At 68.1% G+C, this 25946-nt stretch carries 21 protein-coding genes; 8 read left to right on the top strand and 13 right to left on the bottom strand.

Annotation, left to right across the window (positions count from 1 at the left end; genetic code table 11):
- The first annotated feature begins 126 nt into the window (after positions 1-126).
- The gene (locus E1J50_RS00675; protein ID WP_132249361.1) at positions 127-552 is read left to right on the top strand and encodes a DUF779 domain-containing protein; all 426 of its coding nucleotides are present in this window, start codon (positions 127-129) and stop codon (positions 550-552) included.
- Here E1J50_RS00675 and E1J50_RS00670 read toward each other — a convergent pair.
- The 3 genes from E1J50_RS00670 to E1J50_RS00660 all read right to left on the bottom strand — a co-directional run bounded on the left by E1J50_RS00670 (position 549) and on the right by E1J50_RS00660 (position 3002).
- Positions 549-1256, bottom strand: a complete 708-nt coding sequence (locus E1J50_RS00670) for an RlmE family RNA methyltransferase (RefSeq protein ID WP_132249359.1) — start codon at positions 1254-1256, stop codon at positions 549-551. The two genes, E1J50_RS00675 and E1J50_RS00670, sit on opposite strands and share 4 nt — an antisense overlap.
- Positions 1253-2404: a Ppx/GppA phosphatase family protein gene (locus tag E1J50_RS00665; protein WP_132249357.1), complete on the bottom strand. Its 1152-nt coding sequence runs from the start codon at positions 2402-2404 to the stop codon at positions 1253-1255. The genes E1J50_RS00670 and E1J50_RS00665 overlap by 4 nt, the downstream gene beginning before the upstream one ends.
- Positions 2405-2528: 124 nt before the next feature.
- Positions 2529-3002 (bottom strand): response regulator, encoded by a 474-nt coding sequence (locus E1J50_RS00660; RefSeq protein WP_132249355.1) that lies wholly within the window; start codon positions 3000-3002, stop codon positions 2529-2531.
- 386 nt (positions 3003-3388) lie between these two features.
- Between E1J50_RS00660 and E1J50_RS28290 the strand changes: the two genes are divergently transcribed.
- From E1J50_RS28290 to E1J50_RS00645, 3 genes are all read left to right on the top strand, one after another.
- Positions 3389-4150 (top strand): cold-shock protein, encoded by a 762-nt coding sequence (locus tag E1J50_RS28290; RefSeq protein WP_132249353.1) that lies wholly within the window; start codon positions 3389-3391, stop codon positions 4148-4150.
- A 101-nt stretch (positions 4151-4251) separates the two neighbouring features.
- On the top strand, positions 4252-4506 hold the full coding sequence (locus tag E1J50_RS00650) for a hypothetical protein (protein ID WP_132249351.1): 255 nt from the start codon (positions 4252-4254) through the stop codon (positions 4504-4506).
- A gap of 83 nt (positions 4507-4589) precedes the next feature.
- Positions 4590-5657 carry an asparaginase gene (locus E1J50_RS00645; protein ID WP_245516378.1) on the top strand — a complete coding sequence of 356 codons (1068 nt, stop codon included), beginning with the start codon at positions 4590-4592 and terminating at the stop codon, positions 5655-5657.
- A 9-nt stretch (positions 5658-5666) separates the two neighbouring features.
- Here E1J50_RS00645 and E1J50_RS28285 read toward each other — a convergent pair whose 3' ends face one another.
- Complete coding sequence (locus E1J50_RS28285) at positions 5667-5792, bottom strand: hypothetical protein (protein WP_281024535.1); 126 nt, start codon at positions 5790-5792, stop codon at positions 5667-5669.
- 147 nt (positions 5793-5939) lie between these two features.
- Here E1J50_RS28285 and E1J50_RS00640 point away from each other — a divergent pair, with 147 nt between their 5' ends.
- Complete coding sequence (locus E1J50_RS00640; RefSeq protein ID WP_132249349.1) at positions 5940-6869, top strand: AEC family transporter; 930 nt, start codon at positions 5940-5942, stop codon at positions 6867-6869.
- A 5-nt stretch (positions 6870-6874) separates the two neighbouring features.
- Here E1J50_RS00640 and E1J50_RS00635 read toward each other — a convergent pair whose 3' ends face one another.
- Positions 6875-7087: a DUF6894 family protein gene (locus E1J50_RS00635; RefSeq protein ID WP_132249347.1), complete on the bottom strand. Its 213-nt coding sequence runs from the start codon at positions 7085-7087 to the stop codon at positions 6875-6877.
- Positions 7088-7621: 534 nt separating this feature from the next.
- Between E1J50_RS00635 and E1J50_RS27740 the strand changes: the two genes are divergently transcribed.
- Entirely contained in the window at positions 7622-8251 is a 630-nt protein-coding gene (locus E1J50_RS27740; RefSeq protein ID WP_245516377.1) for a response regulator transcription factor, read from the top strand.
- A gap of 49 nt (positions 8252-8300) precedes the next feature.
- Here the strand turns inward: E1J50_RS27740 and E1J50_RS00625 are convergent, their stop codons facing one another.
- Genes E1J50_RS00625 through E1J50_RS00590 form a run of 8 tightly spaced genes read right to left on the bottom strand, consistent with a single transcriptional unit; the run spans position 8301 to position 19165 of the window.
- Positions 8301-9218, bottom strand: coding sequence for an MJ1477/TM1410 family putative glycoside hydrolase (locus E1J50_RS00625; RefSeq protein WP_132249345.1), 918 nt, complete (start codon positions 9216-9218; stop codon positions 8301-8303).
- Positions 9215-10570 carry a polysaccharide biosynthesis/export family protein gene (locus E1J50_RS00620; RefSeq protein ID WP_132249343.1) on the bottom strand — a complete coding sequence of 452 codons (1356 nt, stop codon included), beginning with the start codon at positions 10568-10570 and terminating at the stop codon, positions 9215-9217. Before E1J50_RS00620 ends, E1J50_RS00625 begins: the two co-directional genes overlap by 4 nt.
- 25 nt (positions 10571-10595) lie before the next feature.
- Entirely contained in the window at positions 10596-11996 is a 1401-nt protein-coding gene (pelG, locus tag E1J50_RS00615; protein WP_132249341.1) for an exopolysaccharide Pel transporter PelG, read from the bottom strand.
- A gap of 5 nt (positions 11997-12001) precedes the next feature.
- Positions 12002-13540, bottom strand: coding sequence for a GT4 family glycosyltransferase PelF (gene pelF / locus E1J50_RS00610; protein WP_132249339.1), 1539 nt, complete (start codon positions 13538-13540; stop codon positions 12002-12004).
- On the bottom strand, positions 13524-14522 hold the full coding sequence (locus E1J50_RS00605; RefSeq protein ID WP_132249337.1) for a hypothetical protein: 999 nt from the start codon (positions 14520-14522) through the stop codon (positions 13524-13526). Before E1J50_RS00605 ends, pelF begins: the two co-directional genes overlap by 17 nt.
- Positions 14519-15613, bottom strand: a complete 1095-nt coding sequence (locus tag E1J50_RS00600; protein WP_132249335.1) for a hypothetical protein — start codon at positions 15611-15613, stop codon at positions 14519-14521. Before E1J50_RS00600 ends, E1J50_RS00605 begins: the two co-directional genes overlap by 4 nt.
- Complete coding sequence (locus tag E1J50_RS00595; protein ID WP_132249333.1) at positions 15610-16986, bottom strand: tetratricopeptide repeat protein; 1377 nt, start codon at positions 16984-16986, stop codon at positions 15610-15612. Before E1J50_RS00595 ends, E1J50_RS00600 begins: the two co-directional genes overlap by 4 nt.
- Positions 16973-19165 carry a polysaccharide deacetylase family protein gene (locus E1J50_RS00590; RefSeq protein ID WP_132249331.1) on the bottom strand — a complete coding sequence of 731 codons (2193 nt, stop codon included), beginning with the start codon at positions 19163-19165 and terminating at the stop codon, positions 16973-16975. The genes E1J50_RS00595 and E1J50_RS00590 overlap by 14 nt, the downstream gene beginning before the upstream one ends.
- 832 nt (positions 19166-19997) lie before the next feature.
- Here E1J50_RS00590 and E1J50_RS00585 point away from each other — a divergent pair.
- Positions 19998-24059 (top strand): DUF4214 domain-containing protein, encoded by a 4062-nt coding sequence (locus E1J50_RS00585; RefSeq protein WP_132249329.1) that lies wholly within the window; start codon positions 19998-20000, stop codon positions 24057-24059.
- 87 nt (positions 24060-24146) lie between these two features.
- Positions 24147-25946, top strand: a 1800-nt coding sequence (gene glmS / locus E1J50_RS00580) for a glutamine--fructose-6-phosphate transaminase (isomerizing) (RefSeq protein ID WP_132249327.1), incomplete at its 3' end; no start/stop codon positions are given.

Genomic DNA, 25946 nt, shown 5'->3' with positions numbered 1-25946 from the left:
GGCCGGGGCGTTTTCGTATCGAGCCCCCCGTGCCGGCCCCTGCCGATCGCGCCGCCGCGCGCCACATGGGACGGGAGCGCCCCCGCCGACCATCGGCGACGGGACCTGATCAGAGAGGATGCGCCCATGTCCGAGCCCGAGACCCTTCAGGCCAACACCGCAGAGCGAGCCGGCGTCGACGGCACGCCCCTGCGCGTCACCGCCACGCCCGCCGCGCTGGAGCTGATCGAGGAACTGCGCGCCGACCACGGCCCGGTCATGTTCCACCAATCCGGAGGCTGCTGCGACGGCTCCTCGCCGATGTGCTATCCCGTCGGCGATTTCATCACGAGCGACGGCGACGTGCATCTCGGCCAGGTCGGCGGCGCCGACTTCTTCATCAGCCGCTCGCAATTCGAGGTCTGGAAGCACACCCACATCATGCTCGACGTGGTGCCCGGCCGCGGCGGCATGTTCTCGCTCGAGAACGGCCGAGAGAAGCGCTTTCACATCCGCTCGCGCCTGTTCTCGGCTGCCGAGAACGAGGCGCTCGCCGGCGCCTGCCGGATCTAGTCCGCGCGCTCCGCGCCGCGATAGCCGGTCGCCAGGACGTAGAGCTCGCTCGAATCCGCCCGGCTCGCGGGCGGCTTGACGTGGCGCACCAGGGTGAAGTCGCGCTTCAGGTCGGCGAGCAAGCTCCCCTCCGTCCCGCCCTGGAAGACCTTGGCGACGTAGCTGCCGCCGGGGGCGAGGATCTCGCGCGCGAACTCGGCGGCCGTCTCGGCAAGCCCGATGATGCGCAGGTGGTCTGTCTTCTTATGGCCCGTCGTATTGGCCGCCATGTCCGACATGACGAGGTCGGCCGGTCCGCCGAGCAGTTCGGTGAGACGGTGCGGCGCGCTCGGATCGAGGAAGTCGAGGGTGATGAACTCGACACCGGGCATCGGCTCGATCTCGAGGAGGTCGATACCGACGACCCGCCCCTCGGGGCCGGCCACCTTCGCCGCCACCTGCGACCAGCCGCCTGGAGCCGCGCCGAGATCGACCACCCGCTGGCCCGGTTTCAGGATGCCGAAGCGCTCGTCGATCTCCAGGAGCTTGAAGGCTGCGCGGGAGCGGTAACCCTCGCGCTTGGCGCGGGCGACGTAGGGGTCGTTCAGCTGCCGCTCGAGCCAGCGCTTCTGGGACAGGGTGCGCCCGCGCCCCGTTTTCACCCGCTGCTTCAGCTCGCCCCGAACGCCGCCTCCCCCTCCCCCGGCACCACGCCTGTCGCTCACCGGTAGCCTCCACGGCGCCACACGCCGTCTTCGCGCATCATGTTCATCAGAAGCCCCTCGCGCAGGCCGCGATCGGCGATGCGCAGGCGCTCCGACGGGAAAGCGCGCCGGATCGCCTCCAGGATCGCGCAGCCCGCCAGTACCAGATCGGCACGGTCGCGGCCGATGCAAGGGTTGTCGGCTCGCTGCTCGAGCCGTGTATCGAGAAGATCCTCGATCGCGTCCGTCACCTCGGCGTCGCTCATCCAGAGTCCGTCGACCCGGCGCCGCTCGTAGCGCACCAGGCGCAGATGCATGGCGGCGAGCGTCGTGACCGTCCCGGATGTCCCGAGCAGGTGGAAATTCGCCGCCGTGGCCGCGGCTGCGGCGCGGATCGCGAAGCGCGCCAGAAGGTCCGCCACCTCCTCGACCATGCCCTCGAACATCATCCGCGTCACCTCGGCGCCGCCGTGGCGCTCGGCGAGGGTGACGACGCCGACGGGCAGCGAGTCCCAGGCCCGGATGCGCAGGGTCGGATCGGCGGACGGGTTCGTCGCCGCGCCGTCGAGCCACGCGATCTCGGTCGAGCCGCCTCCGATGTCGAAGATCACGACCGATTCCGCCCGCGGGTCGGCCAGCGCGGCGCAGCCCGTGACGGCGAGGTAGGCTTCCGTCTGCCGATCAACGATCTCGAGATCGAGTCCGACATCGCTGCGCACGCGCTCGACGAAGTCGGCGCCGTTGGTGGCGAGCCGGCAGGCTTCCGTGGCGATGATCTTGGCCCGCACGACGCCGCGGGACTGCATCTTGGCGCGGCAGATGCGCAGGGCCTCGACGGTTCGCTCCACCGCGGCCTCGCTGAGCCGGTCGGAATTGCCCAATCCCTCACCGAGGCGGACGATCCGCGAGAAGGCGTCGATGACACGGAACCCATGCGAGGCGGGCTCCGCGATGAGGAGGCGGCAGTTGTTGGTGCCGAGATCGAGGGCCGCGTAGGCGTTGCGGCGGCCCTGTCGGGCCGGCCCGGCGTGGCGCAGCGGCGCGGCGCCCGCGCCGGCAGCACGCGGCGGGTCGCCTGCGAAACGTGTCACCGGCGCCCCGTCGCGGGTTGCCGATGGGCCGGCCGCGGCAGGGCGGGCCGGCACGGCGGCGGCACTCTCGTCCCTCATCGGCGGTGCCGAGATCCTCAACGCGTGGCCCGGGCGGAAAGCCCGGCCATCATTCTCAAGGAACCTACAAGCTCGCCTGAGAACTGCAAAGCCTCGAATGCAGTTCGACCCCCGCCGGATGCCCTCAGGCCACGGCCTTGACGGTTCCGGCCATGCGAGGGGTCGGGCGCAGCAGGCTCTTCACCTGGCTGTAGGGGCGCGGGCGATTGATCACCTCGTCGAGGCGCGACCACAGGGTCTTGGGAGAGAAGGGCTTGGCGATGATCTCGTTGACGCCGAGCGAGATCGCCCTGTCGACCACGTTGCGGCGCGGCTGTGCCAGCATGAGGATGATCGGGACGGTGGGGCACGGCGAGGTGGCGGGTGTCCGGGCGAGGCGGATGAACTCCTCTCCGGAGAGGATCGCGAGGTCCCAGTCGATGATGGTGAGGTCCGGCTTGCTCTCGGCCAGCACGCCCAGCGCCTCCGCGCCGTCCGGCGCCTCCAGCACGCGCTTGATGCCGACACGCATCAGCATGTCCCGCACGATGCGGCGAATGTAGAGGCTCTCGTCGACGACGAGGGCTGAGAGATCGGGGAAAGTCGGGGTCGCGATCATCGGGCCGGAACACGGCCGCGCGCAGCGGCCGGCAGACAGGATAGCGCCACCATCTTTTCCCGTTCCCTAACGCGGACCCGTGTCCCGATCTGGGTACCGGCGGTTGCAGGGTGCCGGTTCCGTTGCGTACCTTCCGGCCTTCACAATTGACGATCGCCGCACCGCCCGGGCGCCGGGTCTCGGTAGTTCGCTACCGGAAAGTGATGGAACCGGCCCTCTGCGCGGCAGAAGGTTCTTGCGGTACGGCCGGGTTTGCGTCAGGACTGAGGCGTTATTCTTGGTTACCGCGACCAGGAGTAATGATAGTGCGGAGCGTGGGCTGTCTGGGATGGCGCGCACGCGGTATTCGAGACGATGGTCGGCGGGACGGGTTTGCGAGCTTTCTAATGGGACGTGGTCGTGATTTCAGGGGGCCGCAGAAGCGCGGCTTCGATGAGAGTGGCGAGCCGCGGTGGCCGGATCAGGCGCCGCCGAGCGGCGGCTTCGGTGGCGGTTTCGGCGGCGGATATGGCGGTGGCGGCGGCTTCGACCGTGGTCCGTCGCGTGCTGCAGCGGTCCCTACGGGACCGGAGCGTGATGCCACGGTGAAGTGGTTCAACAAGGAGAAGGGCTTCGGCTTCGTCGAACTCGGCGACGGTTCGGGCGATGCCTTCCTCCACATCCGCGCCGTCGAGGCTGCCGGTCATGCCGACCTGCTGCCCGGCACCCGGCTGACGGTCCAGACGGCCCAGGGCCAGAAGGGTCCGCAGGTGACGAACGTGACCAGCGTCGACACCTCCACGGCCGAGGCGGCTCCGCCCCGGCGCGACGCGCGCCCGCCGCGCTCCGGCTTCGGCGGGGGTGAGCGGTTCGGTGGCGGCGACCGCTTCGGCGGCGGCGGCGATCGGTTCGGCGGGGGTGGCGGCGGCGGTGGCGGTCGTTTCGCTTCCGGCCCCTCGGTCGAGATGACCGGCACGGTGAAGTGGTACGATCCGGCCAAGGGCTTCGGCTTCGTCTCCGTCAATGACGGCGGCAAGGACGTGTTCGTGCATCGCTCCGCCCTGTCTCGTGCCGGCCTCGATTCGCTGGCCGAGGGCCAGCAGGTCACGCTCGGCGTGGTCGAGGGCCAGAAGGGTCGCGAGGCCCAGAGCATCAACGTCGACGACTGATCGCTGACGCGGTCAGGAAGGCGGCCACAGGATTGCCGCCTTCACGACGCTCGCTTTGACGGCGGCCCCTGGGGCCGCCGTTCTCGTTTCGCAGGAGCGTCATGCGCCTCGCCACCGTCCTGCTCATCCTCCTCGCTCTCTCCGCCGCAGCGCGAGCCGAGGACTTCACCGGCTTCTACGCCGGCGTGAATGCGGGTTACGCCTTCGGGCGGGACCGGGAGATCGACGCTTCAGCACCGAATGCCGCTTCCGGCCGCCCGTCCAACGGCAGCGGCGAGTTACCGCCGAGCGCGGCAGAGGCAGCGCGTGCGATGCGCGCATCCCGCCCGGACGTTCGAACCGGCAGGTCACGCTGAGAGGCCCGTCCTCGTCCTGGAACCGGTCCGCCACCGGGCGATTCCCGTTCTGCGATCTCGACGATTCGGAAGGCGGAGGCACCATGAACATGCACGGAACGCGTCGGCTGTTCCGCGGAGGAACGCTCGGCCTCGCCGGTCTCGCTCTCCTCGCAATACCTGCCGCTGCGGCCGACCTACCGAAGGTCGCGATCATTGCGACCGGCGGCACCATCGCCATGAAGCTCGATCCCGTGACGCAGGCGCCTGTGCCGGCTCTCTCGGGCGAGGATCTCGTCGCGGCCGTGCCGAAGCTCAAAGACATCGCCTCGATCTCCGTGACCGAGTTCAGCAACGTGCCGAGCGACTATATGGGCCCGGATCGCTGGCCGGATCTCGTCCGTCGCGTCGAATCGGTGCTCGCCGATCCCGGAACGCGCGGCGCAGTCGTCCTCCACGGCACCGACACCCTCGATCAGACCGCCTATTTTCTCGACCTCACGCTCAAGACCGAGAAGCCCGTCGTCCTCGTCGGCGCCCAGCGCAACGCCTCGGACCACGACGCGGACGGGCCACGCAATCTCCTGAATGCCGTCCGCCAGATCCTCGCGGAGGGCGCGACCGGCATGGGTGTCACGGTGACGCTGAACCATCGGATCAATGCGGCCCGCGAGGTGCGCAAGACGCACACGAGCAATGTGGAGACCTTCGACTCGGGCGATGCGGGCATCCTCGGCTACGTGGACGAGGACCGGGTGGTGTTCAGCCGCAAGTCGCTGCGCCGGCAGACCCTGCCCCTGCCCGAGCGCATGCCGCGGATCGACCTCGTCGCGATGTATGCGGGCGCGGACGGGAGTCAGGTTCGCCACGCCGCCGAGAGCGGCGCGGAGGCCATCGTCGTCGAGGCCTATGGCTGGGGCAACGTCAACGCGCCGATGCACGACGCGATCAAGGCCGCGGTCGAGCGGGGCGTCCCGGTCATCATCGCAACAAAGGTCTATGACGGGCGCGCGCTGCCCGTCTACGGGTTCAAGGGTGGCGGCAGCACCCTGCGGAAGGCGGGCGCGGTCTTCGCCGGCGACCTGACGCCGGACAAGGCCCGCATCCTCGGGCTCGTCGCGCTGCCCCAGTCGAAGGACGCGGGAGCATTGCAAGCTGTCTTCGACCGGTAGCCCGATTCGTCAGCACGCCTGTTCGTCGCGCGGCGGAAGCGTGATGATCACGGGCTTGCCGGATACGGGGTCGAGAATGACGATCGCCATCAATCCCTCCTGACGCCCCCCATCCGGGCAGTCGGCGCCCGGCATGTGGCCGTTTTGTGATTCGGGGTCGGGCGGACCGACAGGCTGGGGATAACTCCGCCCCCGCGTCCGGGGTCTCCCATTTCCGGCTCATCCTGCTACCCGATCCTGCAAGCCCTGCGGCCTCCCGACGCGAGGGTCGGAAGGAGTGCGATGAACGCGGTCACGATCATCGTCCCGATCTTCGGCGTCATCCTGATCGGCTGGGCGGCTTCGGTGGCCGGGCTGCTCTCGGACCGGGTCAGCGACGGGTTGTCCGAATACGTCTTCGCCATCGCGGTGCCGGCCCTCATCATCGGAACGCTGACGCGGCCGGGCCTCAGCGGCGAACTCGCCTGGTCCTACTGGTTCGCCTATTTCGGCGGAGCGGCCCTGTCCTGGGCGGCCGGATCTCTGATCGCCATCCGCCGCCACGGGATCGGCCGACAGGGCGCCGTGCTGCACGGGTTCGCGGCGAGCCAATCGAACACGGTCTTCGTGGGCGTCCCGACGATCCTGCAGGCCTACGGCGAGGAAGGCGCGTTCCCGCTGTTCCTCCTGCTCGCGGTCCATTTGCCCCTGATGATGAGTTGCGCCACTTTCCTGATCGAGGCGGAGGGCGATCGACCGCTCCTGCACCGCCTTCGCAGTCTGGCGCTCGTCCTTCTCAAGAACCCGATCTTCATCGCTCTCCTGGTCGGGCTCGCCATGAAGAGCGGCGGGATCGTCCCGGTCGGCGTCGTGAAATCCCTCATCGATTCCCTTGCCGCCACCGCTTCGACCTGTGCCCTGATCGCCCTCGGAGCTGGCTTGACGCGCTACCGCGTGCTGTTCGACCTGCCCGGCGCGGCGGTCATCGCCGGTCTGAAGCTCATCCTACACCCCTTGGCAGTGTGGCTCCTCGCCTTCCACGTATTCTCCATGCCCGCGGCCTATGCCGGCGTCGCCACCCTGTTCGCGGCGATGCCCGTCGGCATCAACGCCTACCTGCTCGCGGCGCGCTACAAGACCGAGACGGGCCTGGTCGCAGCCTCCATCCTCGTCTCCACGCTCGCTGCGCCGCTGACCACCCTGGCGTGGCTCGTCATCCTGGGCCGCAGCTGAGCAGCTCACCGCAGGGGCAGGAGATGCAGGACGGTGCGGTTCGCATCCCGCACCACGATGCGCCAGCGGTTCCCGCCTCGTAGCTGACCGCTGAGCCGCATCTCCTCGATGGCCGTCATCGCCTGGCGAAGGGCCTCGTCCAGGTCGCCGACGACGACGCCGGTCTCGTCCGAGAGCACCGTGAACCCGTCCGTGAGATCGAAGTAGATCCGGCGCATCAGGATCCGCCACAGATAGGGCGCGGCGAGGGAAGCGGCGCCGCAGGAGAAGCCTTGCCGGCGAGACGTCTCATCTCCGCCCACCGCAACGCGCGAAAGCGCACGATCCTAATAAGATGTTGCAACGCTCAATATTGAGCGCTAGGAATTTCGTATAGAAGGTTAACTATTCGTTGATATCCAGTAAGTTAGTTGACAAAAAGGTACTAATTCCTGCAAATGTTAATGATTAGTACCTGGATATGTACGGCGTGAGACAATCGATCACTCGCGCTATGGCGCGCAAGAATGAAACATCCGGCTCGATTAGAGAAGAACGTTATTCCCGCGACGCCGACTTTTTCGGCATGAAGTCTCGCAGCGGCAAGAACAGAAGGGCTTTCCATGTGCGCTGATCGCCCGCGAGCCAGGGCGAGACAGGCTCGTGCTGATGCACCGTCCAGTAACGTCCACACCTCGTTGGCGAGGGGAGCACCGACATGTCATCCGGTGATGTTGTTCCGACGGCTCTCGTGGCGTCGAGTTCGTTCGTTCGTGCGGGAGGGTCTGACCTCCTTCCTGAACGGGACACGCTTTCAAGTCACGACCATCCACCCGAGCGATGCGGCGTCCGGACCGGAGGGCGAGCCCCTTCTGGTTCTCGCCTCGCTCGATGACGGCGCCAGCGTCGACACGGCGCGGGCCCTTCGCGCCGCGCGCGCGGACGCGCTCCTCGTGATCTTCGGGCGTCCCGATGCCCCGGCCTCACTGCCAAGGGACCTCTGCCTGACCGCGCAGGCGGTCCTCGACCGGGACATCGGGCGCGAGACGCTGATCAAGGCGCTCGACGCCGTGATGTCCGGCGTGACGGTCCAGTCGGCCAACCTGTTCTCGTGGATGGTCGATCGCGCGCGCATCGGCCCCGAGTCCTTGCCCGGGCAGCAGATCATCGTCGCGGGCGCGGACGAGGCCGAGGCGGCGCCCTGCCACCCGCTCTCAAGCCGCGAGCTCAACGTGTTGCGCTGCCTCGCGGACGGGGCCTCGAACAAGGTGATCGCCCTCAAGTTCGACCTCGCCGAGGCGACCGTGAAAATCCACGTCAAGAACATCCTCCGCAAGCTCAAGACGCAGAACCGCACGCAGGCCGCGATCTGGGCGCGCGAGCACGGCATCTACCCGAAATAGTCTCCGCGGGCCGCCCGGCGGGGTGCCCACCCTGCCGAGCGGAGGCGGCTCAAGACGGGAGGCGGTCGAGCAATCGATTCCCGAAGAAGGGTACGAAACCGAGGCGGCTGAGGCGCGCCCGCGCACGCAGCCGCGTCACCGCATCGTCGAGATACTCGATCGCCAGGATGGGCAGACCGTAGCCGCGCGCGCGCTCGAGGTAGGTGAGGCTCCAGCGGATATCGTCGTCCGTGTTCTCCACGCCGGCCCCGTGCAGGTTGTAGAGAAGGCTCTCCTTGCTGACGGCGTCGATCGCGCCGCAATAGGCCTCGTTCATCAGGAGCGGCTCCGCGTTCTGCGCGACGACGACGAATCCGGGCCTGAGCGCCTTTGCGCGGGCCGAGAGCCGAGCGATCAGGTCGATCATCTCGCGGCGAGCTGCGGTCTCGCGCTCGCGCCAATCGCCATACGCGTCGACGCGGTCGAGGAAGACGCCATCGAAGCCGGCGGCACAGAGGGCCTCGATTGCACCCCCCTCCCCCGTGATCATCGATTGCCAGGAGGGGTGCCAGTAGCGCACGGCGAAACTGCCGGGCCAGCGCGGGTTCTCCGGCCCGAGCCAGTCCGGCGGCGCCTCGCGCCACGAGGCCTGCCAGTAGGAGCGGTAGCTCTCGGCCTCTCCGACGCTGAGATAGGCCAGCACCAGGCGCCGGCCGCCATCGGGCCTGACGCGCAGGTTCGGGCTCTCGGCGATGTTGATCCGCGCGCCATCCACGACCGGGTCGAGGACGATCAGGTCGAGGGCGGAGGCCGCGACACGGTCGAGATCGATCTGCTGATATTGGCAGCCCCAGCGCGAGACCTCGACGCCGTCGAGGCGGGCCGACACGCGCCGCCCGATCAGGGGCGCAGCGCCGAGACCGGCCAGCGCCGCGAGTCCAAAGAAACCCGAGGTCAGGAGCGTGCGGCGGCTCATGGCGATGCTCATGGCGCTCCCCCGAGAGCCGCCTCCTTCTCGACGGACGCGGTTGCGGGGCGGCTCGTCTCGGGCGGCGAGAGCCGCACGCGCAGCACGTCGCCGGGCTCCAGAGCGTCGAGTTCGCCGGCGCGCAGCGTGTCGGTCGTCTCGATCGTGCGGCGCACGATCTCGAAGGTCAGCACGCCCCCTTCCCGGCCGGCCGTCGGGCTCGACCGCGCCATCAGCGTCGCCGTCGCGGCGAGAGCGTGATAGGCCCGCTCCGCGGCGTCCGCCTCGCTCTCCACGGTCGCGAGATCCCGCTCCAGGGTCAGGCGGCGCTCGAGGTCTGCCTGGACCAGGGCCTTGCGGGCGGTCTCGAGTCGCTGCTCGGCCTGGAGGAGGCTGATCTCGATGTCGCGGCGGCGGCCCTCCATGTCGACGTAGTCGCGGCGCACGTCGGCGACCCGCTCGTTCTCCACCACCTGACGGGCGAACAGGGCCTCCATCATCTTGAGCCTCTCGCCGCGCACCCTGATCTGCGCGTCGAAATTCGCCATCCGCTGCTTCAGGAGTTCGATCTCATCCTGGGTGGCGGTGATCGCACGCTCGCGCGTCGCCCGCGCGCTCGCGAGATTCTGCAGGCGCAGCTGAGCCATGCGCTGCTCGCCCGCGATCAGCGAGGCCGAGCCGTCCGCACCGACGAGCTGGCGCAGTCCGTCGGCGGCCTTGGCGACAGGCGCCCCATCCCGCTCGGCGACCAGCGCCGCCTTGCGCAGCAGGAGTTGCTTGAGGCGGTCGCGCGCCGCATCGCGCCGCTCCTGCTCGCGGCTCGCCTCGATCGCCTGGGCCGGCAGGCCATTCTGGTTGTCGCCGCCCGCGAGCGCCACGGCCTGCAGGACCATAAGCCCCGGCACGTAGGCGAAGGATCCCGGGTTGCGCACCGCGCCCACGACGTAGACGGGCGCCCGCTGCAGGATCGAGACCGTGATGTTGCAGCGGCGGTGGAACATGCGGTCGAAGGCGTCACCGAGATCGGCCCTGAAGGCCGCGGTCGTGCGCCCCGCCGCCTCGATGCCCCCGAAGAGGGGCAGCACCACGGAGCCGCCCGGCTCGACGCCGTACTCGCCCGAGAGATCGACCCGCGGGTAGACCGTCTGCATGACGGCGGTCGCGTCGCCGCTGCGCGGCTTGTCGACCTCGGGTGGCTCCGGAACCTCCATCGTCTCGAAGATCATCACCTTGAGCCGGTCGCCGGCACGCAGCACGGTGTCACCGGCGGCCCGTGCGGGGGCGGCGAGCAGGGCGAGAAGCCCCGCGATCAGCAGCAGCCACGATCCGCGAGACCCGGCGCGGCGTCCGTCGAATGGCCGGTGCAATCCCATCGTCCCCTCCCTGCCCAAAGATCCGTCAGACCGGACGCGCCTGCGTCGCGCTGCCCACGAACACGCGATAATCGATCGACCCGAGCACCCGGATGAGCGCGAAGAGCGAGGCGAAGCCGGAGACGATGCAGGCCAGCATGTACCCGGTGCCGAGGCTGCCCGGCCCGAACTGCGAGACGACGGCCGTGAGGATGGCGAGGCTCGTCAGGAAGAGGATCTGAAGCGCGGCGTAGACGCGGGTCGCGTCGAAGAAGATCAGCAGCGCCGAGCAGGACATGAACAGGTACTGGAACAGGGCGCCGACCGTGCCCATGCGCAGGATTCCGATCTGCCGGAACTGGAGGCCCACCGCCTCGACGATGGCCGGCGCCGTGAGCACCACGATCACGCACAGGGCCGTCTGCACCACCATGATGTTGGCGAGGGTGCGGATCGTCTCCCGCTCCAGGATGCGTCCCTGCGCGCGGATCGTCTTGAGGGTCGCGTGCGTGTCGATCGCGAGGAAGTAGGCTCGGTAGCGATCGAAGAACGTCGTCTCGAGGCTGGTGACGAAGAGCGCGAGCGCCGGCACCACCGTCAGGCTCGCGATGAACATGGGGCCGTCGTAGATCGGCGCGTGGATCAGGCCGGCCTCGACGCGCTCACCGTAGTCGCTCGTCCAGATGATCCATTTGTCGATCCAGACGCTGACCGCGCCGGCCGTCGCGCCCACCGCCAACCAGGGGGTGCAACGCAAGCGCGAGACGAAAGCGGCCTGGACCGAAGCGAGGCTTCGGCAGGGAGCGGGGAAGGTCGCCGAGAAACGCGCCGTGAGCCACAGAAAGACGATCATGAAGCCCGCCGAGAGGCCCCAGACCATCGGAACCGGCCCGTAGCCGTGTCCCGCGGCGACGACGGCGAGGCCCGCGCCCGCGAGAAGCCCCGTGACGAATGCGAGCGTCACCTGAAGATAGTCGCGCACGGCCCCGCAGAAGGCGAGCCCGACCCAGACCATGCTGACGATCTGCGCGCCCGCGATCCCCGTGACAGCCACGTCGAAGGGCACCCGCAGAAGCAGCACGAAGGCGAGGACCGAGAGGATGGCGGTCGCGGCGCTCGCGGCGAGCAGCGTGAGGACGAAGACGGAGCGCACGTCGTCGTACTGGCGCCGGTAGAGCGCGTCCGCGAGCACACGGGTGCCGACCATCGCCACCGGCGACGTACCGACGAGGGACAGGGAGAACACGTAGACGACCAGCACGCGGAAGGTCGCCATCGCGTCCTCGCCGATCAGCGGCGCAGCCGCCTCTCCGATCACGAGAATTGCCATGACCGTGTAGAGCCAAGGCCCCGCCGCCACGATCGCGGCATGCGCGACGGCGGCCACCGGCCCGAGGATCTCGTCGCGGCTGCCCAGACGCCTCAGCTCGAATCCGATCCCGGCCATGTGCCCTAGCTCCCGGAGCGCGCATCTTCGGCCCGGGCGGGCGCGAGATAGTGGGCGTAGGTCTCCCGATAGGCCGCGAGCGCGTCCTCCGAGGCGTAATAGCGGCGGACCCGGGTGCGCAGGGTCTCGCCTTGCTGCCGTCGAAGAGTCTCGTCGCGCAGCAGGCGCTCGACGGCCCCTGCCGTGTCCGTGGGGCTGACGAGGGGCGTGACCGCGCCTCCGGGGCCGAGGCGGGGTTCCTCGGAGGAGCGTCCCTCCAGGATCTCGCGACAGGATCCGACGTCGGTGGCGACGCAGGGTATCCCGGCGGCCCCCGCTTCCAGGATGACGAGCGGCTGCGCCTCGCTGAGGCTCGTGAGAACGACGACGTGAATCTGGGAGAGAAACTCGACGAGCTTCACAGCCCCGGTGAACTCGACCGTGTCGCCGAGCTCAAGCTCGCGCACGAGGTCGAGGCATTCCTCGAAATAGACCTGATCCTCGTCGGTGGGCCCCAAAACCAGGGCACGCAGGCCCGGCAGGCGCCGCCGCAGGATCCCGGCCGCCTCGATGTAGGACTTCACGTCCTTGATCGGGACCACGCGGCCGATCAGAGCCATCGTCGGCCGGCTCTCCGCGGCCGCCGGAAGCAGGGCGGCGAAGCCCGCGACGTCGATGCCGTTGGCAATGATGGCGAGCCGCGAGGGTGACGCGCCGAGCGCCATCTGAAGACGCTGGTTGTCCTCGTAGAGCGTGATGATCCGGCGGCAGGCCTGATAGCAGATCAACGCGTGCGCATCGAAGATCTGCATCCAGATGTCACGAAGGTCGACGCGGTCATCGCTGAGCGAAATCCCCTTGTCGACCGTGTCGCAGATCCACTCGGCCATCAGGATCTCGACGCGGCGCTCGTTCGTGTAGATGCCGTGCTCGGTGATGATGGCCGGCCTGCCGGTCTCCAGGGCGGCCCGCGCCGCCAGCAATCCCGCATAGCCCGTGGAGATCGTGTGGTAGACCCGGGCCCGGGGAAGCGGGGCCTTGAGAACGGCGAAGAGGCCGCCGAACAGCGCACGCCACGCCCAGAAGAAGTGCAGGAACGAGGCGTGCGGCATCAGCCGCTCGTACATCTGGCATGTCACGCGCCAGGAGAGCGGCGAGGCCATCAGGCTCGCGTGCGACAGCCCGTGGTCGGGGTCGTTCACGAGACGCACCAGCCGGTCGAAGGCCTCCAATCCGCCGCCTCGCACGAGGGAGATCAGCTGCTCGGCGAGGGCCTCCTCGGTCTCGGCCGTGCGCACGCCCTCCTGCCAGGGCTCGGCGCGAAAATCCGCGTGCAGGTGCAGATCGCAGAACGCGACGACGTTCTCCGGCAGCTTGAAGCGGATCTCGCGTGGTCCGGCGCCGGCCACGATCGCGACGATGGAGAAGGTGAGGTTCGGATTGCCGCGGATCAGCCAGTCGATCCAGGTCGAGACGCCGCCACGCACATAGGGATAGCAGCCCTCGACCACGAGGCAGACATCCGCTTCCGGCGGCTCGGGCAGCGGCCTAGACAGGAAGCGCATGGCCGCCTCCCAGGGCTTCCGCACCCGCTGTGCGGGCGAGGATTGCGTGAAGCTCCTTCGTCCGGCCCAGTTGCATCAGGCTCTGCGTCAGGGCCTCGGCCTGGGGATCGCCCCGACGGAAGGGTGTCGCGGCGGATCGGGCGATCACGTCCTCCCAGCGGCCGAGCTGTGCGAGCAGGGTGCAGAGGAGCACGTGTGCCGGGCGGTGCTCCGGGATCAGCGTCAGGGTTTCCTCACAGAGCCCGGCCGCGACCTCTCGGGCGTTCCGGGCGTCGGCCTCGTCGAGAAAGCCGCCCGCCGCGAGGCGAGCGAGTTCCGTGGCCCGGGAGAACAAGCTGGCTGGCGGCTCCGCGCGGTGATCGCGCCCCCGGGCCTTCTGGAATTCCAGCCGGGCGCGGGCGCGCAGCTTGACCGAGACCGCGGCCGCGTGGACCCGGATGCTCGGCTCGGCGCTGCGGAGGGCCTGGCCCAGAAGGGGCCGGTAATCGGGGTGGTAGGCGAGGCCGATCAGCCCGAGGAGCGCCTGTTGCTGGGTGAGCGCACCTTCGAGGACGCTGGGAAAATGGTCGATGGAGACGCGGCCCGCCCGCCGGGCTCGACCGTCGACGATCTGGGCATGGAGCGCGACGGCCGGGTTCGCCTCGCCGACGCCTGAGATCTGCCGGTACCAGCTCTCCAATTCATGATGGCTGACCGGCGTCCGCGCGAGGACGACGTAGAGGACGAGGGCCGCCGCCGCGCCGGCCGGACCGCTGCACGCGGCGAGCAGCAATGCGACGACGTGGATCGTCAGGTCCTCCGCGAAGACGGCCCGCCGCGCGAGAAAGGCGAGCAGCACCACGCCGTGCGCGGCGAGTGCGGCCGCCTCCGAAAGGGCTTCCTGGAGCCATGCGGTCAGCAATGCGGATTCTGCCGCGAGCAGGAAAAGAAGGGCGAGGACAGGCCCGGCCGACAGGCGCGCTGCGAAGCTCTGGGAGCTCATGGTGCGTCTCCCGCGGAGATCGAGTGCGCCGCGGCGGGATGCGGGAACCGGAATTCGAGCGTGTCCGGATCGGGACCAACCGGATGCCGGACATCGTGGCAAGGGCCGCGCCCGCGCGCCCGGCCGGCCGCCTCGCCGAGGGCGTCGGCGATCACCGCCACCGCGGCGGCGCTGGCCGCATCGAGCCGCTCGGGCGGCACCGTCTCCAGAACGAGAAGTCCGAGCCCCGTGGCCGCGTCACCCGTCCGGACCGCCGTGGCGAAGATGCCGACCCCGTCGAGGAGGTTGGCCTCGGTCTCGTCGAACACGCTGAGGACACGCAGGCGATGGCAGGCGACCGCGTAGACCAGGGCCGCGCGCACCGGGAAGCAGGCGTCGAGCCGGGCGCGCTCGGCATGGGCGTGGCGCAGCTCGCCATCCTGGATCGGATAATAGGTCCAGCGGGCGTTCCCGAGCCACGCTTCGACCGCGCCCTGAAGCGCGCTCGTGATCTCACGCCCGCCCGCCGAGCGCAGCCGCTCGAGGCTCGCCAGCCCGGCTTCCAGCGATCCGGCGCGGGCGGTGGCCGCCCGTCGCTCGTTGACCGCGGCATGCTCCTGCAATTCGTGGCAGAAGCCCGCGATCGTGTCGCGCTGCTCCTCGGTGATCCGGAGGCGCTCCTCCAGCGCGAGGCGCTCACGGATCTGCCGGTTGCGCAGGCCGCCGATCACGATGGCGCAGAGGATCCACAGGACGGGCTCGCGCCAGACCCGAAGGGAGTAGGTGTAGAAATCCTCCTGCGAGGTCTGGGGCGGCCATCCCGCCATCCAGCTCAGCCCGGCGGCCAAAGCGGCCACCGCGAGGCCCGTACCGCTGCCGTACTGCACGCTGAGCAGCACCACGGGGATCCAGAACGGGTGCGGTGCGATCTGCGCGAGCGAGGCCGGCCCCGGGATGATCCACTCGATGATCATCAGGAGCAGGAAGAGGAAGCACGCCTCGTACTTGCCGCGCATGCCCGACAGGCGGCGGGTGAGCCAGCTCGCATCATCCGGAGCCCGTTCCGGTGCGGCGGCCGTCAGAGGGTCCCGTGTGGTCCGTGCTGCGATCACCGTGGGATCCCCGCCAAATGCCGGTTCGCGGCGACCGTGACCGCCGGTCCCGCGGTAAGTCCGAGGCGGATCGCCATGGCGCGATAGGCCGCGTGCAGATTGCCCGGCAGCTGCGAGCGCGCCTCAAGGCGAGAGAGCGTCGCGAAAGCTTCCTGCGGCGTGTTCAGGCGCAGAAGGAGATCGAGCCATTGCCCGCGCTCGGCCGGGGCCAGCAGCTCAAGATCGGCCTCCGCCAGGATGTGGCGGGCCCGCATCTGCTGCCCGAGATGCAGCGCGAGGCGGGCGCCGAAGATCGGGCGCCGCCGCAGCACCTCGTCCGGCAGCGCCGGCTGCAGCATGGCGATCGCCGGGAGCCCGTATTCCGCCGCGATGGCCTCCGCGAACAGCGCCTGTGCCTCTCCCTCCGCCGGGCGGCCGCGCAGCAATGCGAACCGAGACCAGATCAGGGTCGGGATGCCAGTCGCGGCCGAGGCGACGACGTAGCCGTCGATGTTGGGTTTCGTCAGCGGCATGCCGTCATAGGGCCAGCCGAGGAGCATCGACACCGCGAGGCGCCGGTTGCCCTGCTCCGCGAGGCTCTTGGCGAGATAGAGCCGCGCTTCGGGGTGGAGCGCGGCGCTCGTCTCGGCAAGCTTGCGCGCCTCGGCAAGGGGCGCCTTCACGGCGAGTCGGAGGGTGAGTTGGGCGGCGAGCCAGGGCTTGCGCCAGGCGCTCAGCCAGCGCTCCGCCCGCTCGGCGGCCTCGTCGTAGCGTCCCGAATCGATCAGCAACTCGAATAGGAGACGGCGCGGCCGCTCCCCCGCGTCACCGAGCCGCTCGTCGAGCCCACGCAGGACCTCGACGGCGCGCGGGACGCGGCCTTCGGCGGCGAGAAGCTGCCCGAGCCGCTCGAGTTGATCGGAGGTCAGGACACCCGACTCCGCGAAGCGCTCCAGGGCCGAGCATTCGTCGGCATAGCGGCCGTGGTAGCGGTAGAGCCCGACCAGGCGGCCGACCTGCTGCGGGCTCGGGTCGAGGGCCGCGAGCCGGGCCTGCGCCTCCAAGAGGCCATCGACGTCGTCCGCGCCCTCATAGGCCCGAACCAGCCAGGCGAGGGCGTCCCGATCCCGCGGCCGGGAAAGGATGTAGAGCTCCATCAGCTCCGAGGCGCGGGAACGCTCTCCGGCGGAATCCTCAAGCATCGCCAGGGTCATGAGGACGCGGGGCTTGGCTGTCCCCGTGGCCAGGAGGCGCTGGATCTCGGTCACGGCCTCCGCATTGCGGCCGTCCCGGACGAGCATGGCGATGCGCTCCTCCGGCCCCGATTGCAGCAGGTAGGCGGTGACGGCGCAGATCACGAGAGCGACGCCGACGAGGAGCCTAGCGATGGACACCGCCGCCTCCCTCGTCGTTGAGCGATTCGACGCTGATCCGGACTGCCTCGGCACCCGCGGCCGGTACCGTGAAGGCAAGGCGCCCCACCGAGTCCGCCTCGGCGTTGCCCGACCACAGGAGCCGTTCGGCGCGGTGGACCGTGACGGCGTACCGACCAGGCGGCGCGTCGGACCACCGGAACACGCCCGGGCCGAACCCGGATGCCGCGAAGCGCCACCCCGCCTCGTCCCGCGACAGGCTCGATACCTGCCAGCGGCTTTCCGAGAGGCCGACGACGCGCGAGGCGTCGGCACCGTCCCGCAGGGCCACAAGCACGGGTTCGACGCTCGAATCGAGGGTCAGATAGAGGGCGCCGCCGCGGCGTGTCTGCCCGATCACGCCGCGAGAGGCGGCGAGATCGGCCTCGATCGCCTCGGCTTCGTCGAACCGGAGCGTCTGCACGCTGCCCCGGTTCCGCACCTCCCAGCGCCGGGCCCCGGCGCGCGCGATTTCGACGCGCGAGAAATCGTCCGCGAGCGCCGCATAGGCGCCCGTCCGGATCGGGATGAGGTCTGAACCCTCGGCCTCGCGCAGATATCCCTCGATCACCTCCAGCGCGTCGGCGTTTCCGACGGCTGCCAGCCGGTAATGCAGATTGAAGGCTGTCAGACGCCGCGGCGTCTCGGTCGCAGCAAGTGTCGTCCGCAAGCCGCGCAGGCTCGCGACGGACGAGCGCCAGAGCTTGCTGACGGGCAGGTCGTCGCCGGAGACGGCGTAGACCTGCCGTTGCGCGCCGACAGGGCGCGTGAGCGGCGGCAGATGCGCGACCGACCGGTAGGTCGCATCGAAGCGCGCCTCCCCGCCGTTGATGTTGAGGAGCCCGAGGCTGCGCGTCGCTGCAATGGCTTCTTCGGAAGGCTGCGCATCGCCCGTCCACTGGAAGAGGTGCACGCCCTTGGCGCGCGGCGCGAGATCCTTCGCGACCGACAGGGCGGTGGTGGTTTCCTGGCCGAGGTCGAAGGGCGTCAGCAGGTAGGTGCGGGGAAACTCGCGGGCCTTGGCGACGAAGCGGTCGACGCGCGCTGCGCTGCTGACGAGGTCGGTCAGGCGTCGGAGCCCGAAGCGTCCGGGCGGGCGGGTCGCGGCGACGAGTTCCTCTTCCCGGGCCCGGCTGTACCCGTCGAAGAAGCGCCACGTGAACGGCCGCGTGTAGGATGAGACGCTCGGCTCGACCTGCGGAAGCGCCCAGATCTCCCGCACGATGTCGCGCGGCGTCTCGTTGCCACCGATGGTCGGGTCGAGATCGCCCGGTGTCAGGGCGAAGGTGACGGGCAGGTCCGGAAAAGCGTCGACGACCCGCTCGAGGAAGAGCCGCGCCACGAGCACCTGCTCCTTCTCGCGCGTGAGGACGACGTTGTTGAGGCCCTCGCTCTCGACATGGCTGAAGTAGATCCGCCGCCCGGACAGGGTCGTCACATCGGGCATCGGCGCGGGCCCGTCGCGGAACGCGCGCGCGAAGAAGGCGAAGGGATCGATCAGCCAGCGGGCGAGGCCCTGACCCGGATCCTCGACGATCTCGAAGCCGCCTGCCGCGTAGCCGCCCCGCGGGCTCACCGCCACGGTCACGCTGCGGCCACCGCCGTCGCGCTGAGGCAGGCGCAATTCCTGCCACGTCTCCAGATCGGGTCCGGCGGCTTCCACGACCTCGTAGGTCGGCAAGACGGGGTCGGGCACGCCCTCGAAGGCGGTCAAAGCGGGCGCACGCGATTCGATCTGGGTGCCGAGTGTCAGGTCGATCGCCTTGCGGCGGTGCCTGAGCCCAATCTCGCCCAGCAGCGCGTCGCCCGTCTCGGCATCGTCGGTCCAGAAGGCGGCACCGGTCGTCCCGAGAATGACCCAGCGCCTGGCCGTCCGCACTGCGGAGCGCGACCAGGACAGGTAGGCCTCGCGGGAGGCGGGCGGCGCGGCAAACCAGGTCAGGACGCCCGCATAGCGCCGGGTCTCTCTCGGATCCGGCAGCGGCCCGCGGATATCGCGATAGGTGACGGTGAAGCCGAGGTGATTGAGCGGCAGCTCCGCGTAGCGATGGATCCGCGTCTCTGCGGCCGCCCGTTCCAGGGCGCCGTCGTAGAGAGCCAGGATCTCGCGGGGAATGACGGGGCCGGCCTCCGGTCCGGCCGCTGCCGGCGCCTGTGGCACGGCACAGCCGAAGCCCGCCACCGCGACCGCGCACGCGATCGCAACCCTACGCCGAAGAACAGACAGGGCCGCTCCGCGCCTCGATCCCACGTGCCGGTCGCCTTGCTAGAGAAGTTCTCGCCCCACGGCGGGAACGTCGACACCGTCCGGTCGACCCTCGTGACGAACACAGGGCAGCGTCGCCTTTGCAATTTCTGGATAGAGCCGCCGCCGGATCCAAAGCCAGGGCTCATAGTGGTTAGTATAAGTTACTACCTTTGAGCTAGATTGAAGTTTCCTTCAATTTGCATTCCATTTAAGGCGCAGAAACATAACGCCGGAGGTTCAGGCGGAATGTTGTCATCAAACTATGGTTTGATCGAGAAATAGGCAAATCGGCCCGGTCGGAGGCACACTTTGTCCCCGACAATACCGTTCACGCGCTCTCTCCGAGCAGCGCGCACGATCTTCTTTGCCCACTCGAGCGAATGCGACCTGGCAACCGGCGCCGCTCAGGGAGACCAAGATGCCCCCGTGAGTGATGGAAGCCGTCTCGATGAGATCACCGAGTGAATTACCACTTGCCGATCTCAGTACGTCGTGAGTTCATACGAAAAAGCTCAATTTAGTCTTGTCTTTAAGTAAATCTTGTTTTCCTGCCCACGCGGATTAATCGTAGATATAGTATAGTGACATTAAATTTGCTGCCAAAACTTCATTGAAAATCGATAATTACTTTTAGACATATCTAGAGCTCGAAAACTGAGAACCAAAAATCACGGCCAATAGTCAAGACAGCTACCATCCAAGCACGTCGCAATCCCGCTCATGAAAGAATATTGGAGAAACCGCCGTGTCAACCATCACCCTTGATGGAAGCCTGCAGCAAGACTGGACGGCTTCCGACCTCATTGACACGACGGCTCCCGTCGCTGGCTACAGCGTCTACGGAAAATTCGACGCGAGCACGAACATCTACTTCCTCGCTCTCCAACTGAGTACCACCGCTGGAGCGCAGCAAACGTCGTTTGGTCCGAATACGACGATTTGGCTGAACGCCGATCGCAACGTGACCACCGGATATCAGGTTTTCACCAACTCGGTCGGAGCAGAGTACAAGATCGAGTTCGGCGCAGACGGCAATCCAAGTCTCTTCGCGCTCGACCCGGCCACGGGCAATGGAACGCCGATCCAGAATGGAGTTCAGTTTGCTTTTTCTGCGGACAAGCAAACCGTTGAACTCGCCGTCCCGCAAAGCAATCTCGTGCCGCCCGGAACGACCTCTGCGCCGGGCACTCTGCCGGGACTGGGCATCGCTCTCGACGTCAACGACAGCAACGTCTTCCTTCCCAGCAGTTTCGCCCAGCAATACACGATCCGAGCGCCGGCGGCGCACATCAACGACGGTCAGCTGCGAGTCGGCATCGTCTATTCGGAGACGAGCGCGGCGAAATATTTCAATACGACGGCCTATTCCGATCTCTTCATGGCGGCTCAGAACCAAGCGACGATGGCGGGCATCCCCTATGATGTCCTCTCCGAGACCGACCTTACGAACATCGACACGCTCAAGAAATACGACACCTTGATTTTTCCGTCGTTTGCCAACGTCAAGCAGGCCGAACTTTCCACGATCCAGAACACGTTGTCGGACGCCGTCTACAAATACGGCGTGAGCTTGATCGCGGCCGGCAATTTCATGACCAGTGATGAGAACAACACCGCTTTCGCCGGAGATTCCTACGCCCGCATGAAGCTGTTGCTGGGCGTCCAGCGGGACGGCGGCGACAACGTATCGACGGATCAAGTGACGGCGGCCGGGAATAGTGCCGGAATCATCGGCTACGCGGCCGGCACCCCTATTCACACCTATACTGAGAACGCGACCTCCAAGGTCGGGACGGCGTATTTCTCCGGCGTGGACCCTTCGGCTCAGGTCGTCGCGACCCAAACGACAACGGGCGGAACGGCGTCCGGCCCCTTCAACGCCGTTCTCGCCACGCATACGGGCAGCAACAACGTCTTTTTCTCGACGGAAGGCATGCTGGCCGACAGCAACATGCTCGCCCATGCGCTGGACTACACCATCCAGAGCCAGAAGCCGGCCGGCCCTGAACTGAGCCTGCAGATGAGCCGCTTCGCGTCGATCGTGGCCACGCGCGTCGACATGGATCAGGCCATGTATCCGGAAGACGTCGAACCCACTGCCGGGCCTGGCATCTATGACAAATTTCTGCCGATCGTTCAGCAATGGAAGCAGGCTTACAACTTCGCGGGATCTTACTACGTCGATATCGGTAATGGGCAAACCGATACCTATGCCAGCGACACGATCGCGGGGACGTCGGCGTCGCTGAATAAGTCGGCTGAGTTTTATAAGCAGCTGATCGCGCTCGGTGGCGAGATCGGCAGCCACACGATGACGCACCCGGAGGATACGAACGCCACCGCTGTCGATCTCGCCTATCAGTTCGGCGCCTCCAAGACTTTGATCGAGAAATACCTCTCTGGCTATACGGTGGTTGGAGCGGCACTCCCCGGGGCTCCCGAAACGCTGAGCACGGACGAGAACATCTACGCAGCGGCCCCCGGCTATTCCTACATCACGGGCCGATACACCGGCGTCGGCTCGAATTACCCCGGCGCCATCGGATATCTGACGCCGTCTCAGACAGACACGCAGCACATCTTCCTCGCACCGAACATGAAGGCGGATTTCAGCCTCGTGGAGGCAGCGCCCGAGTTCGGCGGCGGGATGAGTGCGCTACAGGCAGCAGCGGAGTGGCAGAAGGAATTCGACGACCTCAGCTCCCACTCCGATCTCCCTGTCGCGATCTGGACCTGGCACGATTACGGAGCGGCGATGTGGCCCACGAATGGACCCGGCACCACGTCGCCCTACACAACCGACATGTACACGAGCTTCATCAACTATGCGTATAGCAAAGGCGGTGAGTTCGTCACGTTGGCCGACTTGGCCGAACGCGTCGCCGCGTCGGAGAAGGCCACCTTCGACTACAATTACAACAGCGCCACCAATACTGTCACGGCGAACATCAACGGAAGCAATCTCGGAAACTTTGCTCTCGATCTCGACGCCGGCTCCCACATCGCGAGCGTGTCGACGAATACCGGGCAATGGTACGCCTACGACGACGACAGCGTGTTCCTCCCGGCGTCTGCGGCCAATGTGAGCTACAACATCCAGCTTGGAACGAGTGCCAGTCGCGTCACGCACATCACCTCGTTGCCGATGCGCGCAGACTTGGTGTCTCTGAGCGGGGACGGCCGCAATCTCTCCTTCCAGGTGACGGGTGATGGACAGGTCACCCTCGATCTGGCGGATCCCAACGGTCAGCCGGTCACGGTCACCGGCGCGACGATCGTCAGTCAAACGCAGGACACGGCGGGGGCTCGCCTCGTGCTGAGCCTCGCTGGCCTCACCACGCATGATGTCGTCGTCAAACTGGGTACGCCGCCGGCGGCGGATATCGTGCCGCCGACCGTGACGCTATCCACCGACCCGACGAGCCTGAAGGCTGGTCAGACGGCAGCCGTCGCCTTCACCTTCAGCGAGACCGTGACGGGCTTCGATGCGCAGGACGTGAGCGTGACCGGCGGATCACTGGGCGCGCTCACGGCGATCGACGCCACCCACTACACCGCCTTGTTCACGCCGGTTGCAGCCGACGCCCTGTCAGCCTCGATCCAGGTCGGGGCGAGCGGAACGGGCACGGCTTCGTGGGTCGATGCGGCCGGCAACAACGGTTCGGCCAGTTCCGTCCTGAGCCTCGCGGGGGATACAAAGGCGCCGACCGTGACGCTGTCCTCCGACGCATCGACCCTGACGGCTGGGCAGACGGCGAACATCGCCTTCACGTTCAGCGAGGGCGTGACCGGCTTCGACGCGCAGGACCTGAGCTTGAGCGGCGGCTCGCTTGGCGCGATCACCTCGATCGACGCAACGCACTACACCGCCCTGTTCACGCCGGTTGTGACCGCCAGCTTGTCGGCCTCGATCCAAGTCGCGGCGAGCGGAACCGGCACGTCCGCGTGGGCCGATGCGACCGGCAACGGCGGCTTGGCGAGCAACATCCTGACTCTCACGGGCAATACCAGCGGCGGCACCGTCAGCGGCCCGCAGCCTCAGAATGCGCATTACTTCGGGGACGTGATCCACGATCCGCACAGCGCGGCCGGCGAGGTCTACGCCCTCTATGACGCGGTGCTGCACCGACCCTCCGACGTCGGAGGCCAGAATTACTGGACCGGCTTGCACAGCGCAGGTCTGTCGCTTCACGAGCTCGCCCAGGGTTTCCTCGACTCCGCCGAGGGGCAGTCGCATCTCGGCACCGGCGACAACCTGTCCTTCATCCAATCCCTGTACCGGACGGCCCTCGACCGCGAGGGCGAGGCGACCGGTGTGCAATGGTGGACAAGCGCCCTCGACCAGGGCCTGTCGCGGGCGGACGCGGTGGTCAGCTTCGCCTTCTCCGATGAGAACCTGGCCGGCCTGCAACCCGCCTATACGGCCGGCATCTTCATGGCCGATGCGGATGCAGGCGACGCGGCCCGGCTCTATTACGGGATCCTCAACCGGGCGCCGGATGCCGGTGGCCTGGAATACTGGACGGGCGCGCTGAAGGGCGGCCTTGCCGATGGGGACGCCGCGCAGGGCATGCTGACCTCGAACGAGTACCAGCAGAAATATGCGAGCCTGACCGACGCCGCCTTCGTCGACACGCTCTACCAGAACGCCCTTGGGCGGCAGGCCGATACCAGCGGGCACGATTATTGGACGGGCCTGCTGGCACAGGGCAGCACCCGCGCCGCGATCGCGGTGGGCATCGCCGAGAGCGACGAGGCGCACCAGCACCTCATGTCCTTCATCGAGACGGGATGGCACCTCGTCTGAGATCGGCGAGCGGCCATCAGAGGATACCGGACGGCAAGGCGCCGTCCGGTCACCGAACTTGCGTGTCAAAACAGGGAGGGTGGGGAGATGTGCGGCATCGTCGGCATCGCCGGGCGCGACGCGGTGGCAGGACAGGTCATCGAGGCGCTGCGCCGCCTCGAATACCGCGGCTACGACTCGGCCGGCATCGCAACCCTCGAGCACGGGCGCCTCGAGCGCCGCCGCGCCGAGGGCAAGCTCGCCAACCTCCAGCTCAAGCTCATCCAGGCCCCCCTGTCCGGCGCCATCGGCATCGGGCACACCCGGTGGGCCACCCACGGGCGCCCCAACGAGACCAACGCGCACCCCCACGCCACCGACCGCCTCGCCGTCGTCCACAACGGCATCATCGAGAACTTCCGCGAACTGAAAGCCGAGCTCCAGGCCCACGGCATCGTCTTCGAGACCGAGACCGACACCGAGGTCGTCGCCCAGGCCGTCAGCCACGCCATGGCCCAGGGCCTCGGACCCGTCGAGGCGGTCGCCGCCACCCTGCCCAGATTGCGCGGCGCCTTCGCCCTCGGCTTCCTCTTCGCCGGCCGCGACGACCTCCTCATCGGCGCCCGCCACGGCGCCCCGCTCGCCATCGGCTACGGCGAGGGCGAGACCTATCTCGGCTCCGACGCCCTGGCGCTCGCCCCCTTCACCGACACCATCACCTATCTCGAGGAGGGCGACTGGGCGATCCTCTCCCGCGAGGGCGCCGAGATCCGCGACGTCGCGGGCCGGCCCGTCCAGCGCCCGCGCCAGACGATCGCGGCCCAGGCCTACCGCATCGACAAGGGCAACCACCGCCACTTCATGGCCAAGGAGATCCACGAGCAGCCCGAGGTCGTCGGCCGCACCCTCGCCCACTACGTCGACCTCGCCCAGGGCCGCATCGCCCTGCCCGAGCCGCTGCCCTTCTCGTTCGCCGACCTGTCGCGCCTCTCGATCACCGCCTGCGGCACCGCCTACTACGCCGGGCTGGTCGCCAAGTACTGGTTCGAGAAGATCGCCCGCCTGCCGGTGGAGATCGACGTGGCCTCCGAGGCCCGCTACCGCGAGGCGCCGCTGGAGGCGGGCGGGCTGACGCTGGTGATCTCGCAATCGGGCGAGACCGCCGACACGCTGGCCTCGCTGCGCTACGCGCGCGCCCAGGGCCAGCACACGCTCGGTGTGGTCAACGTGCCGACCTCGACCATCGCCCGGGAGGCCTCGGCCGTGCTGCCGACGCTGGCGGGGCCCGAGATCGGGGTGGCCTCGACCAAGGCGTTCTCCTGCCAGCTGACCGTGCTGCTGTGCCTCGCCCTGCAGGCGGGCCGCGAGCGGGGCGTGCTCCCGGCGGCCGAGGAGCGGCGGCTGGTGGACGCCCTGATCACGGTGCCGGGCCTGATGGCGGAGGCCGTCAAGCAGGAGGCCGAGATCGAGGGGCTGGCCCGCGAGATCGCCAAGGCGCGGGACGTGCTGTATCTCGGCCGGGGCACGGCCTACCCGATGGCGCTGGAGGGCGCGCTGAAGCTGAAGGAGATCAGCTACATCCACGCGGAAGGCTATGCGGCGGGCGAGCTGAAGCACGGCCCGATCGCCCTGATCGACGAGAGCGTGCCGGTGATCGTGATCGCGCCGCACGACGCGATCTTCGAGAAGACGGTCTCGAACATGCAGGAGGTGGCCGCGCGGGGGGGCCGGATCATCCTGGTGGGGGATGCCAAGGGGGCGGCGGAGGCGGGCCTCGAGACGCTGGCGACGCTGACGATGCCGGCTCTCGACCCGGTGATCGCGCCGATCGTCTACGCCGTGCCGATGCAGTTGATCGCCTACCACACGGCCGTATTCATGGGCAAAGACGTCGACCAGCCGCGGAAC

This window comes from Methylobacterium segetis (assembly GCF_004348265.1).
GTDB classification, from domain to species: Bacteria; Pseudomonadota; Alphaproteobacteria; order Rhizobiales; family Beijerinckiaceae; genus Methylobacterium; species Methylobacterium segetis.
The sequence above is the reverse complement of the archived record's forward strand: the minus strand, read 5'-3'. Positions and strand labels throughout refer to the sequence as shown.

What these genes read in the sequence shown, in the direction of transcription:
- E1J50_RS28285 (WP_281024535.1), bottom strand. Translation starts at nt 5,792, where the DNA reads ATGCCGGGCGCCGACTGCCCGGATGGGGGGCGTCAGGAGGGATTGATG.
- E1J50_RS28290 (WP_132249353.1), top strand. Translation starts at nt 3,389, where the DNA reads ATGGGACGTGGTCGTGATTTCAGGGGGCCGCAGAAGCGCGGCTTCGAT.
- E1J50_RS00640 (WP_132249349.1), top strand. Translation starts at nt 5,940, where the DNA reads ATGAACGCGGTCACGATCATCGTCCCGATCTTCGGCGTCATCCTGATC.
- E1J50_RS00650 (WP_132249351.1), top strand. Translation starts at nt 4,252, where the DNA reads ATGCGCCTCGCCACCGTCCTGCTCATCCTCCTCGCTCTCTCCGCCGCA.
- E1J50_RS00645 (WP_245516378.1), top strand. Translation starts at nt 4,590, where the DNA reads ATGAACATGCACGGAACGCGTCGGCTGTTCCGCGGAGGAACGCTCGGC.
- pelF (WP_132249339.1), bottom strand. Translation starts at nt 13,540, where the DNA reads ATGCGCTTCCTGTCTAGGCCGCTGCCCGAGCCGCCGGAAGCGGATGTC.
- pelG (WP_132249341.1), bottom strand. Translation starts at nt 11,996, where the DNA reads ATGGCCGGGATCGGATTCGAGCTGAGGCGTCTGGGCAGCCGCGACGAG.
- E1J50_RS00635 (WP_132249347.1), bottom strand. Translation starts at nt 7,087, where the DNA reads ATGCGCCGGATCTACTTCGATCTCACGGACGGGTTCACGGTGCTCTCG.
- E1J50_RS00605 (WP_132249337.1), bottom strand. Translation starts at nt 14,522, where the DNA reads ATGAGCTCCCAGAGCTTCGCAGCGCGCCTGTCGGCCGGGCCTGTCCTC.
- E1J50_RS00625 (WP_132249345.1), bottom strand. Translation starts at nt 9,218, where the DNA reads ATGAGCATCGCCATGAGCCGCCGCACGCTCCTGACCTCGGGTTTCTTT.
- E1J50_RS00660 (WP_132249355.1), bottom strand. Translation starts at nt 3,002, where the DNA reads ATGATCGCGACCCCGACTTTCCCCGATCTCTCAGCCCTCGTCGTCGAC.
- E1J50_RS00620 (WP_132249343.1), bottom strand. Translation starts at nt 10,570, where the DNA reads ATGGGATTGCACCGGCCATTCGACGGACGCCGCGCCGGGTCTCGCGGA.
- E1J50_RS00665 (WP_132249357.1), bottom strand. Translation starts at nt 2,404, where the DNA reads ATGAGGGACGAGAGTGCCGCCGCCGTGCCGGCCCGCCCTGCCGCGGCC.
- E1J50_RS00675 (WP_132249361.1), top strand. Translation starts at nt 127, where the DNA reads ATGTCCGAGCCCGAGACCCTTCAGGCCAACACCGCAGAGCGAGCCGGC.